Below are 18,876 nucleotides of genomic sequence, written 5' to 3'. Positions count from 1 at the left end.
GAACCATGACCCAGGCTCCCGAGCGCACGGCCCACGACGTCGACGAGGTCCTGAACGGGATCAAGATCATCGACTGCGACGCCCACTTCACCGAGCCGCACGACCTCTGGCTCTCCCGCACGCCGAAGTCCCGCCACTCCGAGATCCCGGTGATCAAGACCATCGACGGCGAGTCGCACTGGTACCTGGGCGACGAGCTCTGGGCGACGATGGGCGGCAACGTCATCGGCCACGGGAACGAGCGGGCGTACGGCCGGTACATCCTGCAGCCCTTCGACCGGGTGTCCTCGGCGGCGTGGTCGGTACCGGACCGGGTCGCGCTGCTCGACGAGCTGGGGATCCATGCCCAGATCTGCTACCCCAACGCGCTCGGCTTCTCGTCGAACCACATCTTCGCCATCGACGACATCGCGCAGCGCCTGTTCATCCTCCAGACCTACAACGACTTCCTGGCCGACATCCAGGAGGAGTCCGGCGGTCGGCTGCTGCCGCAGGCAGTGTTGCCGGTGTGGGACATGGACGCCACGGTCGCGGAGATGACCCGGCTCGCCGATCGGGGGATCACCGGCTACACGCTGTCCGACAAGCCGGAGATGCTCGGCCTGCCCGAGCTGCCGGACAAGTACTTCGTGCCCATGTTCGAGCTGGCGAACGACACGAAGGCCGTCATCAACTTCCACATCGGGTCCGGCAAGACCAAGGCGGAGCGCGAGGAGGCGAGGGCGACCCTGCTCTCGCCCGAGGGGGGTCCGGGCGCCGGGGCGGAGGCCAAGCCGGCGTCGGACGGGGTCGGCACGGGGTCGGCCTGGAAGAGCCTGTCGTCGAAGCAGCGGCACGTGGTCACGGCGGCGCTCGCCGAGATGAGCAACGTGCGGGCCGTGTGCAACCTCGTGGTCAGCGGCTTCTTCGACCGGTACCCGGACCTGAAGATCGTGTCCGCGGAGAGCGGGATCGGGTGGGTGCCCTTCATCCTGGAGGCGCTCGAGCACAACTTCAACGAGATGCTCGTCGACGAGTCCGGCCGGGACCTGCAGCGGCGGCCCACCGAGTACTTCCGGGACCACCTCTTCGTCACGTTCTGGTTCGAGTCCTCGGCGCCGCGATACCTGGTAGACAGCATCGGTGTGAACAACATCCTGGTCGAGACGGACATCCCGCACCCGTCGTGCCTGTATCCCGGAGTCCGCGAGCACTTCGCGAACGTGCTCGGGGACCAGAGCTTCGAGGTCCGCAAGCGCATCCTGCAGGACAACGCCGCCGAGCTCTACACGATCGACCTGGGGTCGTCGTGAGCACGGCGCACCCGGCCGACGCGCGGGCGGTGGTGGACTTCGACCACCACTCGCCGGCCTTCAACGCGGACCCGCACAGGGCGTGGCAGGAGCTGCGGGAGAAGTGCCCCGTCGCCTGGTCGGAGAACCACGGCGGCTTCTGGGTCGTCTCGGACTACGAGGGCAACCACGAGGTCCTGAAGAACACGGACGTCTTCACCACCGAGCGGTCGCCCGACGACCCGCACTACATGGCGGTGGCGATCCCCGGCCAGCCGAACCGGGAGACGATCCTCTACCCCATCGAGCTCGACCCGCCGAACCACGGTCCGGTGCGCCGGCTGCTGAACGAGCAGCTCTCGCCCGCGCAGTCGCGCCGGATGCTGCCGTCCATCGAGCGGGCGACGACGGAGACCATCGACGAGGTGATCGAGGCCGGCGCGTGCGACCTGCTGGAGGACATCGCCGGTCCGGTCCCCGCGCAGGTGACCCTGGACTGGCTCGGCTACCCGCAGGACCGGATCCGCAGGGCGGCCGAGCTGTTCCACTGGCTCTTCGGCTACCCGCCGTCGTCGGACGAGTGGAAACAGGCCGTCGCGAGCACGGAGGTCGAGGAGACACTCCAGGAGGTGTGCGCCGCACGCCGGACGGAGCCCCGCGACGACTACATCAGCTGGCTGCTCGCCCAGGAGATCGACGGCAGGCCGGTCGAGGAGGAGGTGATCGTCGGTCTGTGCTTCGTCCTGGTGGGCGGCGGCGTGGACACGACGACGTCGCTGACCGCGAGCGCGCTCGTGCACCTCGACCGCGACCGGGAGCTGCGACAGCGGCTCATCGACGACCCGGCCCTGCTGGTCCCCGCGACGGAGGAGTTCCTGCGGGTCTACCCGCCGCTGTCCTCGACGGCCCGGACCGTCCGGCAGGACACCGAGCTGCGGGGCTGCCCGGTGCGCACCGGGGACCGGGTGCTGGTCAGCCGGTACGGGGCCAACTACGACGAGAAGGCCTTCCCGAACCCCGAAGAGTTCGTCATCGACCGCTTCCCGAACAAGCACGTGTCGTTCGGCCTGGGGCCGCACCGCTGCGTGGGCGCGCACCTCGCCCGGTTGATCTTCCAGGAGACCATGAGGCAGATCCTGCGGCGGATGCCCGACTACTCGATCGACGAGTCCCGGCTCGTGCACTACGCGGACCGGGGCTTCGCCGACGGATGGCTCTCCCTGCCGGCGGTGTACACCCCCGGCCCCCGCGAGGGGAGCCCGTCATCAAGGTCCTAGTCAGCGCCGCGCTCTGCCAGGGACACACCCTGTGTCACCTGCAGGACCCGGACCTGTTCACGCTCGACGACAACGGCTACTCCGACGTCGGGGTACGCCAGGTCCCGCCCGGGAGCGAGCACCGGGCGCGCCGCGGCGCGGACGTCTGTCCCGAACGCGCCGTCACCCTCGACGAGAACGACGAAGGGAACCCGTGGTGAAGGCACAGGCGGCGGTCCTCTGGGAGGCCGGCCGGCCGTGGAGCGTCGAGGAGATCGACCTCGCCGCGCCCGGCCCGCACGACGTCCTGGTCCGCAACGAGGCGAGCGGGCTGTGTCACTCGGACCACCACATCCAGGCAGGGGACAGCCCCGCCGCGCTGCCCATCATCGGCGGCCACGAGGGCGCGGGCGTGGTCGAGGAGGTCGGCTCGGCGGTCACCGACTTCGCGCCCGGCGCCCACGTCGTCTACTCCTTCATCCCCTCGTGCGGCCGGTGCCGCTGGTGCTCGACCGGGCACCAGAACCTCTGCGACCTCGGCGCCTTCCTGATGCAGGGCGCGATGGGAGAGGGTCCCCGGGCGCAGACCCGCGGGCAGGGTCTCGGCGCGCTCTCGCTGATCGGAACCTTCGCGAACTACTCGCTGGCCAACGAGGCCTCGCTGGTGAAGGTGCCCGAGAGCCTGCCTTTCGCCCAGGCCGCGCTGCTGGGCTGCGGCGTCCCGACCGGCTGGGGCTCGGCGGTCCACGTCGGACAGGTCAAGCCCGGCGACGCGGTGGTGGTCGTCGGGGCCGGCGGGATCGGGATGAACGCGGTGCAGGGGGCCCGGCTGGCCGGGGCCGAGCACGTCGTCGTGGTCGACACGGCCTCGACCAAGCGGGACGCGGCGCCACTGTTCGGGGCGACCCACACCGCGGCGTCGATGGAGGAGGCCGTCTCCCTGCTCTCCGACCTCACCCGGGGGGTGATGGCGGACGTCGGCATCCTCACGGTCGGCAAGGTCGAGGGCGCGATGATCGCCCCGTTCCTGGAGCTGGTCTCCAAGAACGGCGTCGGCGTGCTCACCGGCGTCGGCCACGGGTCGGACGTCGCGCTCGACCTCAAGGTGTTCACGCTGTGGCAGAAACAGCTGCGCGGCAACATCTACGGCGGGTGCAACCCCTGGGCCGACATCCCCCGGCTGATCCGGCTGTACGAGTCGGGGCTCCTCAAGCTCGACGAGCTCGTCTCGGCGGTCTACCCGCTGGAGGAGATCAACCAGGGCTACGCGGACATGCTCGACGGCAAGAACATCCGCGGCGTCGTCGAGCACCGGCACTGACGGCACGGGGACGGCGATGACGACGACCCTGCCGGGCGAGCCGGTGACCCGCAGCTATCGCACGGTCAACCCGGCGACCGGCAAGGCGCTGCGGGACTTCCCGGCGCTCGACGACGGCGAGGCCGAGGACCTGCTCGCCCGCGCGCACGCGGCGTTCCTCGGGTGGCGGGACACCCCCGTCGCCGAGCGCGTGCGGCGGTTCCTGCACCTGGCCGAGCTGCTCGAGAGCACCGGCGACGAGCTCGCCGCGCTCGTCACGACGGAGATGGGCAAGCCGCTCGCCCAGTCGCAGGGCGAGGTCCGGGGCGCCGTCGCCATGGTCCGGTACTACACCGAGCACGGCGAGGAGCTGCTGGCCGACGAGGAGAGCGCGCCGGCCGGGTTCGGGCCTGCGGTGACCCGCCGCGAGCCGGTCGGGGTGGTGCTCGGCATCGAGCCCTGGAACGGCCCGGTCTACCAGGCCATGCGGGTGGCGGCACCCAACCTGATGCTCGGGAACACCGTGCTGCTCAAACCCGCCGAGCTCGCTGCCGGGTCGACCTCCTTCCTCGACCACCTCTTCGAGGAGGCGGGGTTCCCGCCCGGCGCGTTCCGAACGGCGCTGGTGACCCGATCCCAGGTCGGCACCTATATCGCGGACCCCCGGATCCGCGCCGTCACCCTCACCGGTTCGGACCGGGCGGGGTCGGCCGTCGGCGAGCAGGCCGGCCGGCACGTCAAGCCGGTGGTCCTGGAGCTCGGCGGTTCGGACGCCTTCGTCGTCCTCGACTCCGCCGACGTGCCGCGCGCCGCGTCCACCGCAGCGGCGTGCCGGCTCTACCTCGGCGGGCAGGTGTGCGCCTCGCCCAAACGCCTCATCGTCACGGACGCCGTGGCCGAGGAGTTCGTCGCGCTGTTCGTCGCGCAGTTCGCGCGGTACACCCTCGGGGACCCGTTCGACCCGGCGACGACCGTAGGCCCGTTGTCCAGCCAGGACGCCGTGGACCTCCTGCAGGGCCAGCTGCAGGACGCGATCGACAAGGGCGCCACCGTGCTGCTGGCGGGTGGCCGCGTCGAGGGTGCCGGCGCGTTCTTCGCGCCCGCGGTGCTCACCGACATCACCCCGGCGATGCGGCTGTTCGGCGAGGAGGCGTTCGGGCCCGTCGCGATGATCTACCGGGTGCCCGACGCCGCGGCCGCGGTCGAGCTGGCCAACGCGTCGCCGTACGGCCTCGGGGGGACCGTCTTCGGCGAGGACCTCGGCGAGGCCCGCGCGGTCGCGGCGCGGCTGGACACCGGCATGGTCGGGGTCAACGGCTTCCTGGGCGCCCCGGTCGAGATCCCCTTCGGCGGCACCAAGCGGTCCGGGGTGGGCCGCGAGCTCGGGCGCTCGGGCATGGACCCGTTCGCCAACATCAAGACCTACGGCTTCGCCCAGGACCACGTTCCGACGAGGAGAGATGACGCATGACGGCAGAGACGCGGAGCTGGGCCGGTCGGACGGCCGTGATCACCGGGGGTGCGCGGGGGATCGGGCTCGCGGTCGCGCGCCGCCTCAGCGAGGCCGGCGGGGCGGTGGTGATCGTCGACGTCGATCCCGACGTCGTCGCCAAGGCCACCGCGGACGTGCCCGCGCTGGTCGGGATCACCGGCGACGTGCGCGACCCGGAACGGATGGCGGGGATCGCCGAGGAGGTCCGCGGACGGTTCGGCGGGGTCGATCTGCTGCATGCCAACGCCGGTGTCACCCCGCGCGAGCCCGGTGAACGGCTGTGGGAGATCCCGGACGAGTCCTGGCAGTGGGTGTTCGGGGTCAACCTGTTCGGTGTGATCAACACGCTGCGGGCCTTCGTGCCGCTGGTGCTGGAGCGGGCCTCGTCCCAGGTGCTGGTCACGGCGTCCTACGCGGCGTACTTCGCGGCGCCGATCTCCCCGGAGTACTTCACCAGCAAGCCCGCGGTCGCGAGCCTGGCCGAGGCGCTCGACGCCCAGTTCCGCCGCGAGGGTCTGGACGTGGGGGTCACGACGCTGGTGCCGTCGCTCGTGACCACCGACCTCGGCCGGTGGCGCGAGGACAGGTGGTCGCCGGAGACGCTGCTCGGCAGCCTGCCCAACCCGCGGATGAGCCCCGAGGGCGTCGCCGACCAGGTGATCGAGGCCCTCGACCGGCGCCAGCGCTACGTCTTCACCCATCCCGAGTCCTTCGAGCTGGCGCGCAGCCGGTTCGCGGCCCTCGAGGAGGCGGTCGCGGAGGACCTGGCCCGGTTCGGTTCGTCGGAGTCGCGGGGGGCGAGCTAGGTGGGAACCGGGACGGCGACGGAGTACCGGCACTACATCGGCGGCGAGTGGGTCCGGCCCGAGGGCACCTACGCGGTCGTCAACCCCGCCACGGAGGCCGTCGTCGGTGAGGCACCGGACGCCACCGTCGACGAGGTCCAGGCAGCGGTCGCGGCGGCGCGGGCGGCGTTCGACGGGTGGTCGCAGACGTCCAAACGCGAGCGGTCGGCCCTGCTGCGGGCGGCGGCGGACCGGTGGCTGGAGAAGCACGACGAGCTGGTCCCGGTGATCCAGGCCGAGACCGGGACGGTGAGCGCGCTGGCCTCGGCGCTGCAGGTCCGCATGGCCGCCGCGCGCCTGCACGAGTACGCCGACCTCGCCCTCCTCGACTGGGACGATCCGCTGCCGCCGACCCCCGGTGCCCGGCCCGGCCACCGGGGCGGCGAGCTCCTGGGGGCGATCGCCGTCCGCCAGCCGGTGGGGGTGTGCGCGTGCATCACCCCCTACAACGTCCCGGTGCCCGGGGTCGCCGGCAAGGTGGGGCCGGCGCTGGCGATGGGCAACACGGTCGTCGTCAAGCCCGCGCCGCAGGACCCGCTCGGGACGATCGAGCTCGCCCGGGTCTTCGACGAGGTCGGGGCCCCACCCGGCGTCGTCAACGTGGTCACCGGGTCGCGGCCGGAGATCGGCGCGGCGATCGTCGCGTCGGCGGAGGTGGACATGGTGAGCTTCACCGGATCCTGCACGGTGGGGGAGCAGATCTACGCCGCGGGCGCACCGACGATGAAGCGCCTGCTGATGGAGCTCGGTGGCAAGGGGGCCGCGCTCGTGCTCCACGACGCCGACCTCGACACCGCGGCCGAGAGCATCTCCCGCACCTGGACCTTCCACTCCGGCCAGGCCTGCGTGGCCCCGACGCGGGTCGTCGTCGCGCGGGCCCGGTACGCCGAGCTGGTCGACCGCCTCGCCGCCATCGCGCGGGTGCTGCCGATCGGGGACCCCCTCGATCCCGGCACGGTCGTGGGGCCCGTCATCTCCGGGGCCCAACGCAGCCGCATCGAGTCCATGATCGGCGCGGGCGAGGAGGCCGGGGCGGCCGTGGTCGTCGACGGCCGCCGCCCCGACCACCTCGAGCGGGGCTTCTACGTCGGGCCGACGCTGCTCGCCGAGTGCACCAACGACATGTACCCGGTCCGCGAGGAGATCTTCGGCCCGGTGGTCGCCGTGGTGCCCTTCGACGACGAGGAGGAGGGCATCGCGATCGCCAACGACTCCAGCTACGGCCTCTACGACTACGTGTTCTCGACGGACACGCCCCGGGCCTACGCGATCGCCCGCCGGCTGCGCTGCGGCAACGTCGGCATCAACACGGCGGACCGCAACGCGCACACGCCGTTCGGCGGCTTCAAGCGCAGCGGTATCGGCCGGATGGACGGCAAGTACGGGATGGCGACCTACAGCGAGCTGCAGAGCATCGTGTGGCCCTCGCGCTGAGCGCGGGAGCGGGACGGGACCGGGGAGGACGACGGGTGACGAACGCAGTCGGCGGCGGCAGGTCGCAGGCGGAGCGGGAGCTGGAGGCGCGTGTCCGCCGCACCGTCGACCTGCAGATCGGGCGGGGCGAGCAGCTCGGGATCCAGGTGGCGGTGTACCGGCACGGCCGGCAGATCGTCGGTGTGGCGGCCGGCGACGCGGGTCTCGCCGAGCCGCGACCGGTGCGCGAGGACTCGGTGTTCTCGAGCTCCTCGGTGACCACGGGGGTCGCGGCGACGGCGGTCCACATCCTGGCCGACGCCGGTGACCTCGACCTCGACGACCCGGTGGCGAAGTACTGGCCCGGCTTCGCGAAGAACGGCAAGGAGGCCATCACGATTGCGGAGGCGTTGAGTCACCAGGGTGGGCTCTACCGGATGCCGCGCCCGTTGACGGCGGAGTTCTTCGCGGACTGGGATGCCGGGATCCGGTGGATCGAGGACCTGGAGCCGGCGTGGACGCCGGGTACGAGGAGCGGCATGCACGCCCTGTCGTGGGGCTGGGTCTGCGGCGGCATCGTGGACCACGTCACCGGCCAGCGCATCGACCGCTTCGTGCAGGACATGATCGCGACGCCGCTCGGTGTCGCGGACGAGTTCATGATCGGTATCGACGACCGGGTGGCCGATCGGCTCACCCGGCTGACGGTGGCGGAGGACGGCTCGGCGACGACACGGCTCCCGCCCGATCACCCGGTCCTCGACGCGATGCCGCCGGACAGCGACGTCGACTTCAACGACGACCGGATCCGCCGCGCGGTCGCGCCGGCCGCCAACGGCCACTTCAGTGCCCGCGCGCTCGCCCGGATGTACGGGGCGCTGGCCCACGGCGGCACGATCGGCGGCACGCGGCTGCTGAGCGACGGCTACTTGCCGCGGCTGCTGGAGGTCCGGGCCGAGGGTGTCGACGCGGTGACCGAGGTGCCGCTGCGCAAGGGTGTCGGGTTCCTGCTGGGCGGGGTGGTGGAGCAGGTGTACGGGCCGATCGGCCCGAACCACGAGTCGTTCGGGCACACCGGGAACGGGGGTGCGGTCGCCTTCGGGGACGCCTCGCGCGGGATCGGCGTCGCCGTCACCTGCAACCTGCTGACCACCGTGCCCGACCACCTCAACCCGGCGATGGAGATCTGCCAGCTGGTCCGCGCCGGCGTCGACCAGCTCTGACGCGCCCGGACGCCCGCCGCATCCCGAATCCGACTCACCGGCGACGGAGTGGTCAGGAGGCCGGGCCGCGGGTTGCTTCGCGGCGCAACCCGTCGACGAGCAGTGCCACCATCCGTTCGTTGGCCTCCCGGTCTCCCGACGAGCACAGCTGTTTGAGGGCCATCAGGAGCTCGCCCGGCTCGATGTCGCTCCGCACCCGGCCGGCCTCGCTCGCTGCCGTGAGCAACGTCCGAAGGGCAGGCTCGAAGCGCTCGCGGAAGTAGGACGGCAGGGCGCCGAACGCGGGGTCGCCGGAGTGGACGGCGGCCGCGAGGCCGCGCATGCCACCCAGGAAGCGGGTCAGCTCGTGCACCCAGCGGACCAGCGCGTCGAAGGGTTCGTGCGCGACGGCCAGGGTGGTGGCGGCGGCGGCGCAGGCGTCGACCTCGCGGCGGAACACCGCCGTGGCGAGGTCGGATCGCTCGGGGAAATGGCGGTAGAGGGTCGCCGGGCCGACCCCGGCCCGCGCCGCGATCTCCCGGACCGGCGCGTCGAGCCCGGACTCGGCGAAGATCTCGCGAGCGGCGGCGACCAACGCGTCGATGTTGCGCTGCGCGTCGGCCCGGACACGCCGGGCGGACCTCGGTGCAGGGACACCCATGCAGGTCCTCCCGGTTGCTAAGTGAGACGACGTTCCGTATCTTCGCTCTCATCTGAGAGAGCGTTCCGCTTACCGAGCATACGGGAATGAAGGTCGGGCATGCACTACCGGAACCTGGGCCGCACCGGAATCAAGGTCAGTCCCTACGCACTGGGAGCCATGATGTTCGGCTCCATCGGCAACCCGGACCACGAGGACGCGGTCCGCATCATCCACAAGGCCCTCGACGCGGGCATCAACCTCATCGACACCGCCGACGTGTACTCCCACGGGGAGTCCGAGGAGATCGTGGCGAAGGCGTTGGTCGGCCGCCGCGACGACGTCGTGCTGGCCACCAAGCTGTCGAACCCGATGGGCCCGGGCCCGAACCAGCGGGGCACGTCGCGGCGCTGGATCATGCGGGCGGTCGAGGACTCCCTGCGTCGGCTCGACACCGACTACATCGACCTCTACCAGATCCATCGGCCGGATCCGGAGGTCGACGTCGAGGAGACCCTGTCGGCCCTGACCGACCTGGTCCGGGCAGGCAAGGTTCGGGTGATCGGCTCGTCGACCATGCCGGCGTCGGACATCGTCGAGGCCCAGTGGGTGGCGCAGCGCAGCGGGCTGCACCGGTTCCGGACCGAACAGCCGACCTACTCGATCCTCAACCGGGGAATCGAGCGGGAGGTGCTGCCCGTCGCCGAGCGCTTCGGCATGGGGACCCTGGTCTGGAGCCCGCTCGCGCAGGGCATGCTGACCGGCCGCGTCCGCAGGGGCGCACCCACCGACCTGCGCCGCGCGACGTACTTCGGTCACCTCACCGACGAGCGTCGGGTCGACACCGTCGAGCGGGTCATCCCGATCGCGGAGCAGGCGGGTCTGTCGCTCACGCACCTCGCGATGGCGTTCGCGATCGCCCATCCCGGCGTCACCTCGGCGATCATCGGCCCCCGCACAATGGACCAGCTCGACGACCTGCTCGCGGGCAGCGAGGTCGTGTTGACCGACGAGATCCTCGATGCCGTCGATGCCGTCATCCCGCCGGGCACCGACGTCGGCGCCCTCGACATGGCGTACCACCCGCCGGCGATCCTGCGCGCCGACCTGCGCCGCCGCCCCGCCGCCGAGCGTCCCGCAGCCTGAACCGGAGGGTCGCCATGTCCACCGTCACGCCCACCCCGGACACCCGCGCTGCCGGTACCCCATACGCGCGGGGCGGCTGGGACGTCGCCGCCCGCGTCCTCACCGGGCTCGCGGCGCTCGCCACCGTCCTCATGCCGATCCTCGGCATCCCCGGCAACATCGTCATCTTCGCGTCGGTGCCGCTCGCCGTGGTGCTCGCGGGGCGCCGCTACGGCTGGTGGACGGCCGCGACCTACCTGGTCGTGACGTTCGTCGTGGCGAACGTGTTCGAGAACCTGAGCATCGCGACCGGGTTCCCGTTCGGCCACTACTCCTACCCGGGCACCAGCCCGCGGATCATCGACTTCCCGATCCAGGTCGCCGTGGCCTACTGCGCCCTCGGGATGATCTGCTGGCTGGTCGCGTCGACCCTGCTGGACGGAGCGGACCGGCGACTCGCGGATCGGAGCGCTCCCGGCAGGCGGGTCACCGTCGTCGCGCTACCCGCCCTCGCCGCCGCGCTGATGACGATGTTCGACCTGGGAAGCGACTCCGCCTCCTCGACCGTGCAGCACGCGTGGGTCTGGACGAACGGCGGCGGCGTCTACGGCGTGCCGTGGACCAACTACCTCGGGTGGTGGTTCGTCACCTACGTCTTCTACCAGATCTTCGCCCTGGTGCTCAGCCGCGGACGGACGGCCTCACGCCTGCCCGCGGGCGGTGAGCGGCGTGAGCCGCTCGCGCTCGCCGTGGCCGTCTACTTCATGCTGTGCGCCGTCACGATGATCCAGTTCTTCGGTGACGACCACCGCCTCGTGAGCGACGCCGCCGGACGGATCTGGAACACCGCCGACCTCTACGAGGGGTTGTTCAGCTTCAACCTCTTCGGACCGGTCGTCATGGTCATGCTGGCGGCCACCAAGCTCGCCTCGACGCCACCGTCTCCCGCGCCGAGGTAGCCGACGCGGACGGTCACCGCGCGGCTCCTGCGCCACCGAATGCCGTCCACCCGCCGTCGACGGGCAGGACGACGCCGGTGACGTACGCCGAGGTCGGGTGGGCGAGGAAGGCCGTTGCGTGAGCCACCTCCTCGGGCTCGCCGAGGCGCCCCACCGGGATCCGCCTCTGCAGCTGCTCGATGTCCAGTTCGCCTCGCGGCGCGAGGGCAGCGACCGGCGGGGTGTTGACGTAGCCCGGCGCGATCGCGTTGACGGTCACGCCGTGCCGGGCCCAGTCGCACGCCAGGGTGCGGGTGAACATGATGACCGCGGCCTTCGCGGCCGAGTAGGCGTGCATGGTCGGGAGACCGACCATGCCCGCCACGGAGGCGATGTTGATGATGCGACCGCCCGCGGCGGGCAGCATGAACCGTTCGCCGACCGTGAGACTGCAGCGCCGGGTTCCGTGGAGGGAGACGCCGATGACGCTGTCCCACAGCGCAGGATCCTGGTCCTCGAACGACGCCTGCGGTTCGGCGATGCCGGCGTTGTTGACCAGGACGTCGACCCGTCCACTCCAGTCCTGCACTCGGGCCACCAGGTCGTCGACGGCGCCCTCGTCCGTGACGTCGCAGCCCTGGGCCTCGGCCTCGGCCCCGTCCGCCCGCAGCTCGTCCTTCACCCGGACCGCGCGGCGCCGGGAGCGGTCGGCGACGAGGACCGCGAGACCGTCGCGAGCGAGGCGATGGGCGATTGCCCGTCCGATCCCGCTGCCGGCTCCTGTGACGATCGCCGTCCGGCGCCCGGAACCACGTGCCGTCGGCGCTCGCATCGTGCTAGCTCCGGCCGGTGGGCGCGGGGGAGGGGGTGTCGCCGGAGTGCTCGTCCGTCGTCGTCCGGTCGTCCTCGAAGGTGGTGGGCGTGCGGAGCAGGATGGAGGTCGCAACCGCCTCGAGCTGGCGGGACAGGGCAGGGCCGTTCGCGGTGAGCAGGTGCGGAATCCGAACCGTGTCCTCGACGGCCACCATGGCCGTTCGTACCAGGAGCATCGCCTCCTGGCGGTCGAGGTCCCGTCGGCAGCAGAGCAGCCGTTCGTGCCACTCGGCCACCAGGTCGTTGCGCAGCCGCTGGAGCCGGTCGCGGTCCGGGTCCGGCAGGTCCAGCCATTCGGTGACGACGACGGCGACGAGGTCCGGGTGGGCGAGCGCCACCGTGACGTACGCGTGGACCAGGCGTCGTAGCTGGCCTTCCGGATCCTCGGACGCGGCGGCTCGCAGTGCGTGACGCGCCTCGTACACGTTCCATTCGTGGAACCGCTCGACCAGCGCCACCAGTATCTCTGCCTTGGCCCCGAAGTGCCGGTAGATCGCGGGGCCCGCCATGCCCGCCTCCGCCGCGATGTCGTTGATCCCGACCGCGGAGTAGCCCAGCCGCTGGAACTGTCGCGCAGCGGCCTCGAGCAGCTGCTCGCGACGGGAGAGGAGCGGAGACCCGGCAGGTTCCGCCCTGTCCCCGTGGGCTCTGCGGGCATCCTCGACACGATCGGCATCGAAGGCGGCCGGCGCCGAGCCCAGTACGGAGTAACAGGCATTGACCAGCAGCCGTTCGAGGCGGAGCCGCGGCAACGACTGGACATGGTGGCCCGGGCTGGACAGCACCGCGATCAGTATCCATCCGGTCGACTCGGCACCGGCACCGTGGATGTCGAGCTGTCGGACGACTCGCTCGGCCATGCTCCTGAGGCGGGCTCGTAGCCCGGCCCGATCGTCGTCGGTGAGATAGCGCGACTCCCGCTGCCAGAGGACCGCGAAATGTCCGCTGTCCAGAGAGGCGGCAGCCAGACCGCGCAGGAGGGCCCGCTTCTCGTCGGACCGGCTCGCGCTCGCCCGCGCGGCGGTCTCGGCCTGTTCCAGCGCGTGCAGGTATCGCCACTGGCTGGTGTTCACGATCTCGGACAGCAGCTCCTGCTTGTTCCGGAAATGGCGGTACAACGCGCCGGCCGTGATTCCGGTCGCGGCGGCGATGTCGCCCATGCGCACCGCGTTGAAGCCGTCGGCCGCGAACAGGGCAGCGGCATTGCGGGCGATGACGTCCTTGCGATCGCGAGGGCGTCGCACCACATCGTGTTCCACAGCCTGGTCGGTGATGTCCATGCCCCTCGCGATCGTGGCGGCAGCGATGTGCCGCGGGTCCTGTCGTCCCAGGATCATGCCTGCAACTCCCGTCGACAGGGCCGCACACGTCCGTGAGCGGGTCGACGGCGGCAGCTCCTCCTCGTCGGCGTCGACGCTGGCCACCTGCTCATCCTGGCCCTCTTGACGTTAGCAGCTATTGACTTAAGGGCCAAGGACGGGGAACCATGCCCCCTGTCACGGCCTCCAGGCCGATCAACGAAGACGGATCTGAAGTATCGGAGGTTCACTTGCGCCCCTCGGCGTGGATGACGGAGGAGCGGCGGTCGTTGCACGCGCTGGCGGCACGGTTCGCGGCCCGCGAAGGTGCGCCTGCCGTCGATCGGTGGCGGGAGCAGCAGCACCTCGACCGGAGCTTCTGGACCGCTGCGGCGGAACACGGTCTGCTCTGCTGCGGTGTGCCCGAGGAGGACGGGGGTGGCGGCGGCAGCGTCCTCGACGACTTCGTGGTGCTGGACGCCTTCGTGCGCAGTGGCCTCTCCCCGGCCCCGATGCAGGTCCACAACGTCGTCGTCCCGCACTACATCGTGCGATACGGCTCTGTCGAGCAGCGGCGTCGCTGGCTCCCGGAGATGGCCGCCGGCCGGATGATCGGCGCGCTCGCGATGACGGAGCCCGACTCGGGATCGGACGTGCAGGCACTCCGCACCAGGGCCGTCCGTGACGGCGACGACTACCTGCTGACCGGGACGAAGACCTTCATCACCAACGGCGCCACCGCCGATCTCGTGCTGCTCGCCGCGACGACCGATCCGACTGCCCGCGGGCGGGGGATCTCGCTCTTCGTGGTGGAGACCGCGGACTGCCCCGGCTTCCGGGTGGGGCGGGTCCTCCACAAGATGGGCCAGCACGAGTCGGACACGGCCGAGCTCTTCCTCGACTCGGTCCGGGTGCCCGCGCGACACCGCCTCGGTGAGGAGGGGGCCGGCTTCGCGATGCTGATGGGCCAGCTTCCCCAGGAACGGTTGCTGGTGGCGGTCACCGCCACGGCGGCGATCGAGCGCGCGGTCGAGCTGACCACCCGGTACGTGAACGAGCGGTGCGCCTTCGGCAAGCCGCTCATCGCCCAGCAGCACGTGCGGTTCGAGATCGCGGACTGCACCACCCACGCCCGCGTGGCGCGTGCCTTCCTCGACGACTGCGTCGGGCGCCTCGACGCGGGGGAGCTCGACGACGTGACGGTCTCCATGGCGAAGATGTGGTTCAGCGACCTCGAGGGCATGGTCGTCGACCGGTGCCTGCAGCTCTTCGGTGGCTACGGCTACATGGACGAGTACCCCATCTCCCGGATGTACACGTCCGCCCGTGCGCAACGCATCTACGGCGGGACCAACGAGATCATGAAGGAGATCGTCGGGCGCAGCCTGGTCGACCCGCCCGCGGCGACGGCGGAGGCCCGATGATCCCGCCCGCGGCTCCGGACGCCAGGGTCCGCGTCGAGATGCCTGCCGACGGGGTGACCCGCATCCACCTGGCGCGCCCCGAGAAGCGCAATGCCCAGGACCCCGCCCTGCTCTACCAGCTCGACGCCGCTCTGGCGGCTGCGGCGGCCGATCCCGAGGTGCGCGTGATCGTGCTCGCGGCGGACGGCCCGGACTTCTCCTCCGGCCACGATCTCGCGGCCCCCTTCCGGCTTCCGGGGCCGCCGACCGCCACGATGGGGGGCGGGTTCGACGCGCCGGGGGTCGAGGGCCATCTGGCCTTCGAGTGCGAGGCCTTCCTCGGGCTGTGCCGGCGCTGGAGGGAGCTGCCGAAGCCGACCATCGCGCAGGTGCAGGGCCGGGTCATCGCCGGTGGCCTGATGCTGGTGTGGCCGATGGACCTGGTCGTCGCCGCCCGCGACGCCACCTTCGCCGACCCGGTGGCGGCGTTCGGGGTCAACGGCGCCGAGTACTTCGTGCACGCCTTCGAGCTCGGCGCCCGCCGGGCCAAGGAGCTGCTGTTCACCGGCGAACCGATCGGCGCCGACGAGGCCCGTGCGATGGGCATGGTCAACAGGGTCGTGGAGCCGGGACGACTCGAGGAGGAGACACTCGAGCTCGCCCGGCGCATCGCCCGGCGTTCGCCGTTCGGGCTGCGGCTGGCGAAGACGAGCGTCAACCGGTCCTCGGACGCGCAGGGGATGCAGCAGGCGATCGACGTGGCGTTCGCCCTCCACAACCTGGGCCACGCCAACAACCTGGCCCGGTTCGGGTCGATCGTCGACCCGTCAGGAACAGAACACGTGCGCGACGCCGGTCGGTCCCGGCTTCCGGCCGTCCACGGCAATGAGCACCAGAGAGCCCAGGAGGTCCTTGTGAGCGTGGAGGTTCCCTACTACTGGAAGGCACTGGACTGGGATGCCTTCATGGCCGACTATCCGCCGCCGCCGCTGTTCGAGCAGACGGTGGGGCTCTACGGGGACGAGCAGATCCGCGAGCTCCAGGACGAGCGGCTGCGGGCGCGCATGCGGGACGCGTGGCAGGTGCCCTTCTACCGGAAGCGCTGGGCCGCCGCGGGGCTGGACGAGGGCTCGGTCAGATCGATCGAGGATCTCCGGCACGTCCCCCTGTTCACCAGTGACGATCTCAAGGTCGCGATAGACGAGAGCCCCCCGTTCGGCGACCACCATCCGTTCGACCGCGAGACGATGCTGAACCACCTGCCGCTCAAGCTGCAGACGAGCGGAGGGACGACGGGGCTGCCGCGGCCCACGATGTTCGACATCACCGCGTGGGAGGTCCAGGCGGTGCAGGCCGCCCGCGCCTTCTGGGCGATGGGGGCCCGGCCGGGTGACGTCATCCAGATCCCGGTCACCACCTCGCTGTCCAACGGTCCCTGGTCGGTCACGACGGGGCTGCAGCACTGGCTCGGCGCCGTACCCGTGACGACCGGGTCCGGTCTGGTCACTCCGTCCGAGCGCCAGCTCGAGCTCGCGTCGGCCTACGGGACGAACGGCTGGCACGCGTTCGGCGAGTACCTCGGGCGGCTGGCCGAGGTGGCCGACGCCGTCGGGTTCGACCTGCATTCCCTGCCGACCCGCTACATCCAGGCGATGCTCGGGAACGACAGCACGGGGGAGCTGCGCAGGGCGCTCGAGAAGGCATGGGGGGCGCCGGTCTACGACATCTACGGGACGCACGAGATCGGCATGATCGCCTTCGAGTGCCGGGAGCAGAACGGGCGGCACGTCAGCGAGGACACCGTGTACCTCGAGACCGTCGACGTCGACGATCCGTCGCGGCCCGCGGACCCGGGTGGTCCGGGTGATCTCGTCGCGACTTCCCTGCACCGGAACGTGCCGCCGATCATCCGGTTCAACACCAAGGACGCCCTGGCGATCCTGCCGCGTGACCGGTGCGCCTGCGGGCTCGTGACGACCCGCCTCAGCGGCCTCACCGGCCGCAGCGACGAGATGGTGAAGCTGCGCGGCCAGAACGTGTTCCCCATGGCGTGCCAGGACCCGGTCCGCGCCGACCCGCGTACCAACGGTCAGTTCCTCTGCGTCCTGCACAGCGCCGGCACCGGGCTGGCGAGCAGGACCGAGATGACGATCCGCGTCGAGCGCGGCTCGTCGGAGGTCGACGCCGGCGCCCTGCGCCCGGATCTCGAGGCCGCGCTGAAGAATGCGCTCGGGGTACGGGTGGACGTCGAGGTCGTCGAGGCCGGCGAGCTCAGCCCGTACACCGGGCTCGGCGGCGAGGGCAAGATCCGGCGGTTGCTGGACCTGCGTGGCAAGTAGTGCAAGGAGAACGCGGCACGATTCCCCTTCCCTCCTGCGTGCAGGAGCCGTCACCCACTGTGAGGTCGAGGCATGACCGAGAATGAAGAGACCCTGACGGACGTTCCCGAGGACCGGCGGCGGTCGAGCCGTCGTTCGATGTTCATCGCTGCCATCTGTTTCGCGGCGATCTTCGCCGAAGGCTACGACATCGTCATCTACGGGTCGGTCGTCCCGTCGTTGCTGGAGTACAAGGAGTGGAATCTCGATGCTCCGGCCGTCGGCACCCTGGCCAGCCTGGCCCTCGCGGGCATGTTGGTCGGTGCCTCGCTGAGCGGACTGCTCACCGACACGTTCGGCCGGCGCAAGGTCCTCATCGCGTCCGTCGCCTTCTTCTCCCTCAGCATGGGGCTCTGTGCGATCGCGCCGAACCCCGAGCTGTTCGGCCTGTTCCGGTTCCTCGGCGGCCTCGCGCTCGGCGGTGTGCTCCCCGCCGCGATCACGTTGGGTGTGGAGTATGCGCCGAGGGCGCGACGCAACCTGTTCAACGGACTGGTCCAGAGCGGCTACGGCTTCGGGGGCGTGGTGTCCGCGCTGCTGGCGTTGGCCTTCATCGCCGACCACGGTTTCCGGCTGATGTTCTGGATCGGCACGATACCGCTGGTCACCGTGGTCCCGGTCGCCCTCGCGTTCCTTCCGGAGTCGATCGAGTGGCTGAACTCGAAGGGCCGGTTCGCGGACGCTCGCGCGATTGCAGCGAAGTACGGGCGCGCCTGGTCCGTCGACGAGGCGGAGCAGGCGTCGGGCGGGCGGGCGGAACGCACCGGAAACGCCTTCACCGTTCTGTTCGGCAAGCGCTACGCCCGCATCACCCTGTTGTTCGTCGGGGCGTACTTCATCGCCCTGCTGCTGTCCTACGGTCTGAACACCTGGCTGCCGCAGATCATGCGAGCGGCCGGCTACCCACTGGGGTCCGCGCTCACGTCGTTGGTCGTGCTCAGCAGTGGCGGTGTCTTCGGGATGTGGACGCTCTCCCGGGTCGCCGACCGGATCGGCGCACGTCTGGCGGCCTGTGGGGCGTTCGGCGTCGCCGTCGTCGCGCTCGTCGTCCTCAGCCTCAGCCCGACACCGGTGCTCTTCTACATCGCGTTGTTCGGCGCCGGGATCGGCTCCTGGGGCACGTCGGTCATCATCGGCGGCTACGTCACCGAGGTCATGCCCTCCGATCTCCGCGGCTCGATGCTCGGCATGGGGCTCGGGCTGGGGCGGCTCGGCGCGGTGGCCGGCCCCCAGGTCGGCGGCTGGGTCCTGGCATCCGGATGGCCCGTCGAATGGAACTTCTACGTCTTCGTCATCCCCGCTGCCGTCGGGCCGCTCCTGCTGCTCCTCATCCCTGCCGCTCTCGCGGCGAGCCGACGGCTCTCCACCGTGAGCCCGCAGCACGAGACGGATCCCCTCGCCTCCAGCTGACCGGCCCGGAGCCCCTTTCGAGACAGAAGGCG

At 71.1% G+C, this 18,876-nt stretch carries 16 protein-coding genes; 13 read left to right on the top strand and 3 right to left on the bottom strand.

Annotated elements, in window-relative coordinates; all coding sequences use genetic code 11:
- The first annotated feature begins 5 nt into the window (after positions 1–5).
- Genes ABD324_RS16980 through ABD324_RS16945 form a run of 8 tightly spaced genes read left to right on the top strand, consistent with a single transcriptional unit; the run spans position 6 to position 8,800 of the window.
- Entirely contained in the window at positions 6–1,292 is a 1,287-nt protein-coding gene (locus ABD324_RS16980) for an amidohydrolase family protein (RefSeq protein WP_344417716.1), read from the top strand.
- Complete coding sequence (locus ABD324_RS16975) at positions 1,289–2,548, top strand: cytochrome P450 (RefSeq protein WP_344417714.1); 1,260 nt, start codon at positions 1,289–1,291, stop codon at positions 2,546–2,548. The genes ABD324_RS16980 and ABD324_RS16975 overlap by 4 nt, the downstream gene beginning before the upstream one ends.
- Positions 2,482–2,748 carry a ferredoxin gene (locus tag ABD324_RS16970; protein WP_344417712.1) on the top strand — a complete coding sequence of 89 codons (267 nt, stop codon included), beginning with the start codon at positions 2,482–2,484 and terminating at the stop codon, positions 2,746–2,748. The genes ABD324_RS16975 and ABD324_RS16970 overlap by 67 nt, the downstream gene beginning before the upstream one ends.
- Entirely contained in the window at positions 2,745–3,848 is a 1,104-nt protein-coding gene (locus tag ABD324_RS16965) for an NDMA-dependent alcohol dehydrogenase (protein WP_344417710.1), read from the top strand. Before ABD324_RS16970 ends, ABD324_RS16965 begins: the two co-directional genes overlap by 4 nt.
- A 16-nt stretch (positions 3,849–3,864) precedes the next feature.
- Positions 3,865–5,298: an aldehyde dehydrogenase family protein gene (locus tag ABD324_RS16960; protein WP_344417708.1), complete on the top strand. Its 1,434-nt coding sequence runs from the start codon at positions 3,865–3,867 to the stop codon at positions 5,296–5,298.
- Entirely contained in the window at positions 5,295–6,125 is an 831-nt protein-coding gene (locus ABD324_RS16955) for an SDR family NAD(P)-dependent oxidoreductase (RefSeq protein WP_344417706.1), read from the top strand. The genes ABD324_RS16960 and ABD324_RS16955 overlap by 4 nt, the downstream gene beginning before the upstream one ends.
- Complete coding sequence (locus ABD324_RS16950; RefSeq protein ID WP_344417704.1) at positions 6,126–7,598, top strand: aldehyde dehydrogenase family protein; 1,473 nt, start codon at positions 6,126–6,128, stop codon at positions 7,596–7,598.
- Between the two features lie 35 nt (positions 7,599–7,633).
- Positions 7,634–8,800, top strand: a complete 1,167-nt coding sequence (locus ABD324_RS16945) for a serine hydrolase domain-containing protein (protein WP_344417702.1) — start codon at positions 7,634–7,636, stop codon at positions 8,798–8,800.
- 52 nt (positions 8,801–8,852) lie between these two features.
- Here ABD324_RS16945 and ABD324_RS16940 read toward each other — a convergent pair whose 3' ends face one another.
- Positions 8,853–9,440 (bottom strand): TetR/AcrR family transcriptional regulator, encoded by a 588-nt coding sequence (locus tag ABD324_RS16940; RefSeq protein ID WP_344417700.1) that lies wholly within the window; start codon positions 9,438–9,440, stop codon positions 8,853–8,855.
- Between the two features lie 99 nt (positions 9,441–9,539).
- Here ABD324_RS16940 and ABD324_RS16935 point away from each other — a divergent pair, with 99 nt between their 5' ends.
- Both ABD324_RS16935 and ABD324_RS16930 read left to right on the top strand, forming a co-directional pair.
- Positions 9,540–10,565 carry an aldo/keto reductase gene (locus ABD324_RS16935; protein WP_344417698.1) on the top strand — a complete coding sequence of 342 codons (1,026 nt, stop codon included), beginning with the start codon at positions 9,540–9,542 and terminating at the stop codon, positions 10,563–10,565.
- A 14-nt stretch (positions 10,566–10,579) separates the two neighbouring features.
- The gene (locus tag ABD324_RS16930) at positions 10,580–11,503 is read left to right on the top strand and encodes a carotenoid biosynthesis protein (RefSeq protein WP_344417696.1); all 924 of its coding nucleotides are present in this window, start codon (positions 10,580–10,582) and stop codon (positions 11,501–11,503) included.
- A gap of 13 nt (positions 11,504–11,516) precedes the next feature.
- Here the strand turns inward: ABD324_RS16930 and ABD324_RS16925 are convergent, their stop codons facing one another.
- Positions 11,517–12,314, bottom strand: a complete 798-nt coding sequence (locus ABD324_RS16925) for an SDR family NAD(P)-dependent oxidoreductase (protein WP_344417694.1) — start codon at positions 12,312–12,314, stop codon at positions 11,517–11,519.
- A 4-nt stretch (positions 12,315–12,318) separates the two neighbouring features.
- On the bottom strand, positions 12,319–13,779 hold the full coding sequence (locus ABD324_RS16920; protein WP_344417692.1) for a TetR family transcriptional regulator: 1,461 nt from the start codon (positions 13,777–13,779) through the stop codon (positions 12,319–12,321).
- 143 nt (positions 13,780–13,922) lie between these two features.
- Between ABD324_RS16920 and ABD324_RS16915 the strand changes: the two genes are divergently transcribed.
- From ABD324_RS16915 to ABD324_RS16905, 3 genes are all read left to right on the top strand, one after another.
- Positions 13,923–15,077 carry an acyl-CoA dehydrogenase family protein gene (locus tag ABD324_RS16915; RefSeq protein WP_344417690.1) on the top strand — a complete coding sequence of 385 codons (1,155 nt, stop codon included), beginning with the start codon at positions 13,923–13,925 and terminating at the stop codon, positions 15,075–15,077.
- On the top strand, positions 15,074–17,395 hold the full coding sequence (locus ABD324_RS16910) for an enoyl-CoA hydratase (RefSeq protein WP_344417688.1): 2,322 nt from the start codon (positions 15,074–15,076) through the stop codon (positions 17,393–17,395). The genes ABD324_RS16915 and ABD324_RS16910 overlap by 4 nt, the downstream gene beginning before the upstream one ends.
- A gap of 72 nt (positions 17,396–17,467) precedes the next feature.
- The gene (locus ABD324_RS16905) at positions 17,468–18,844 is read left to right on the top strand and encodes an MFS transporter (protein WP_344417686.1); all 1,377 of its coding nucleotides are present in this window, start codon (positions 17,468–17,470) and stop codon (positions 18,842–18,844) included.
- Positions 18,845–18,876: the final 32 nt, after the last annotated feature.

Origin of the sequence: Pseudonocardia ailaonensis, assembly GCF_039531635.1 — a bacterium.
Classification (GTDB): Bacteria; Actinomycetota; Actinomycetes; order Mycobacteriales; family Pseudonocardiaceae; genus Pseudonocardia; species Pseudonocardia ailaonensis.
Note: the sequence above shows the minus strand (reverse complement) of the source record. Positions and strands in the feature narration are given on the sequence as shown.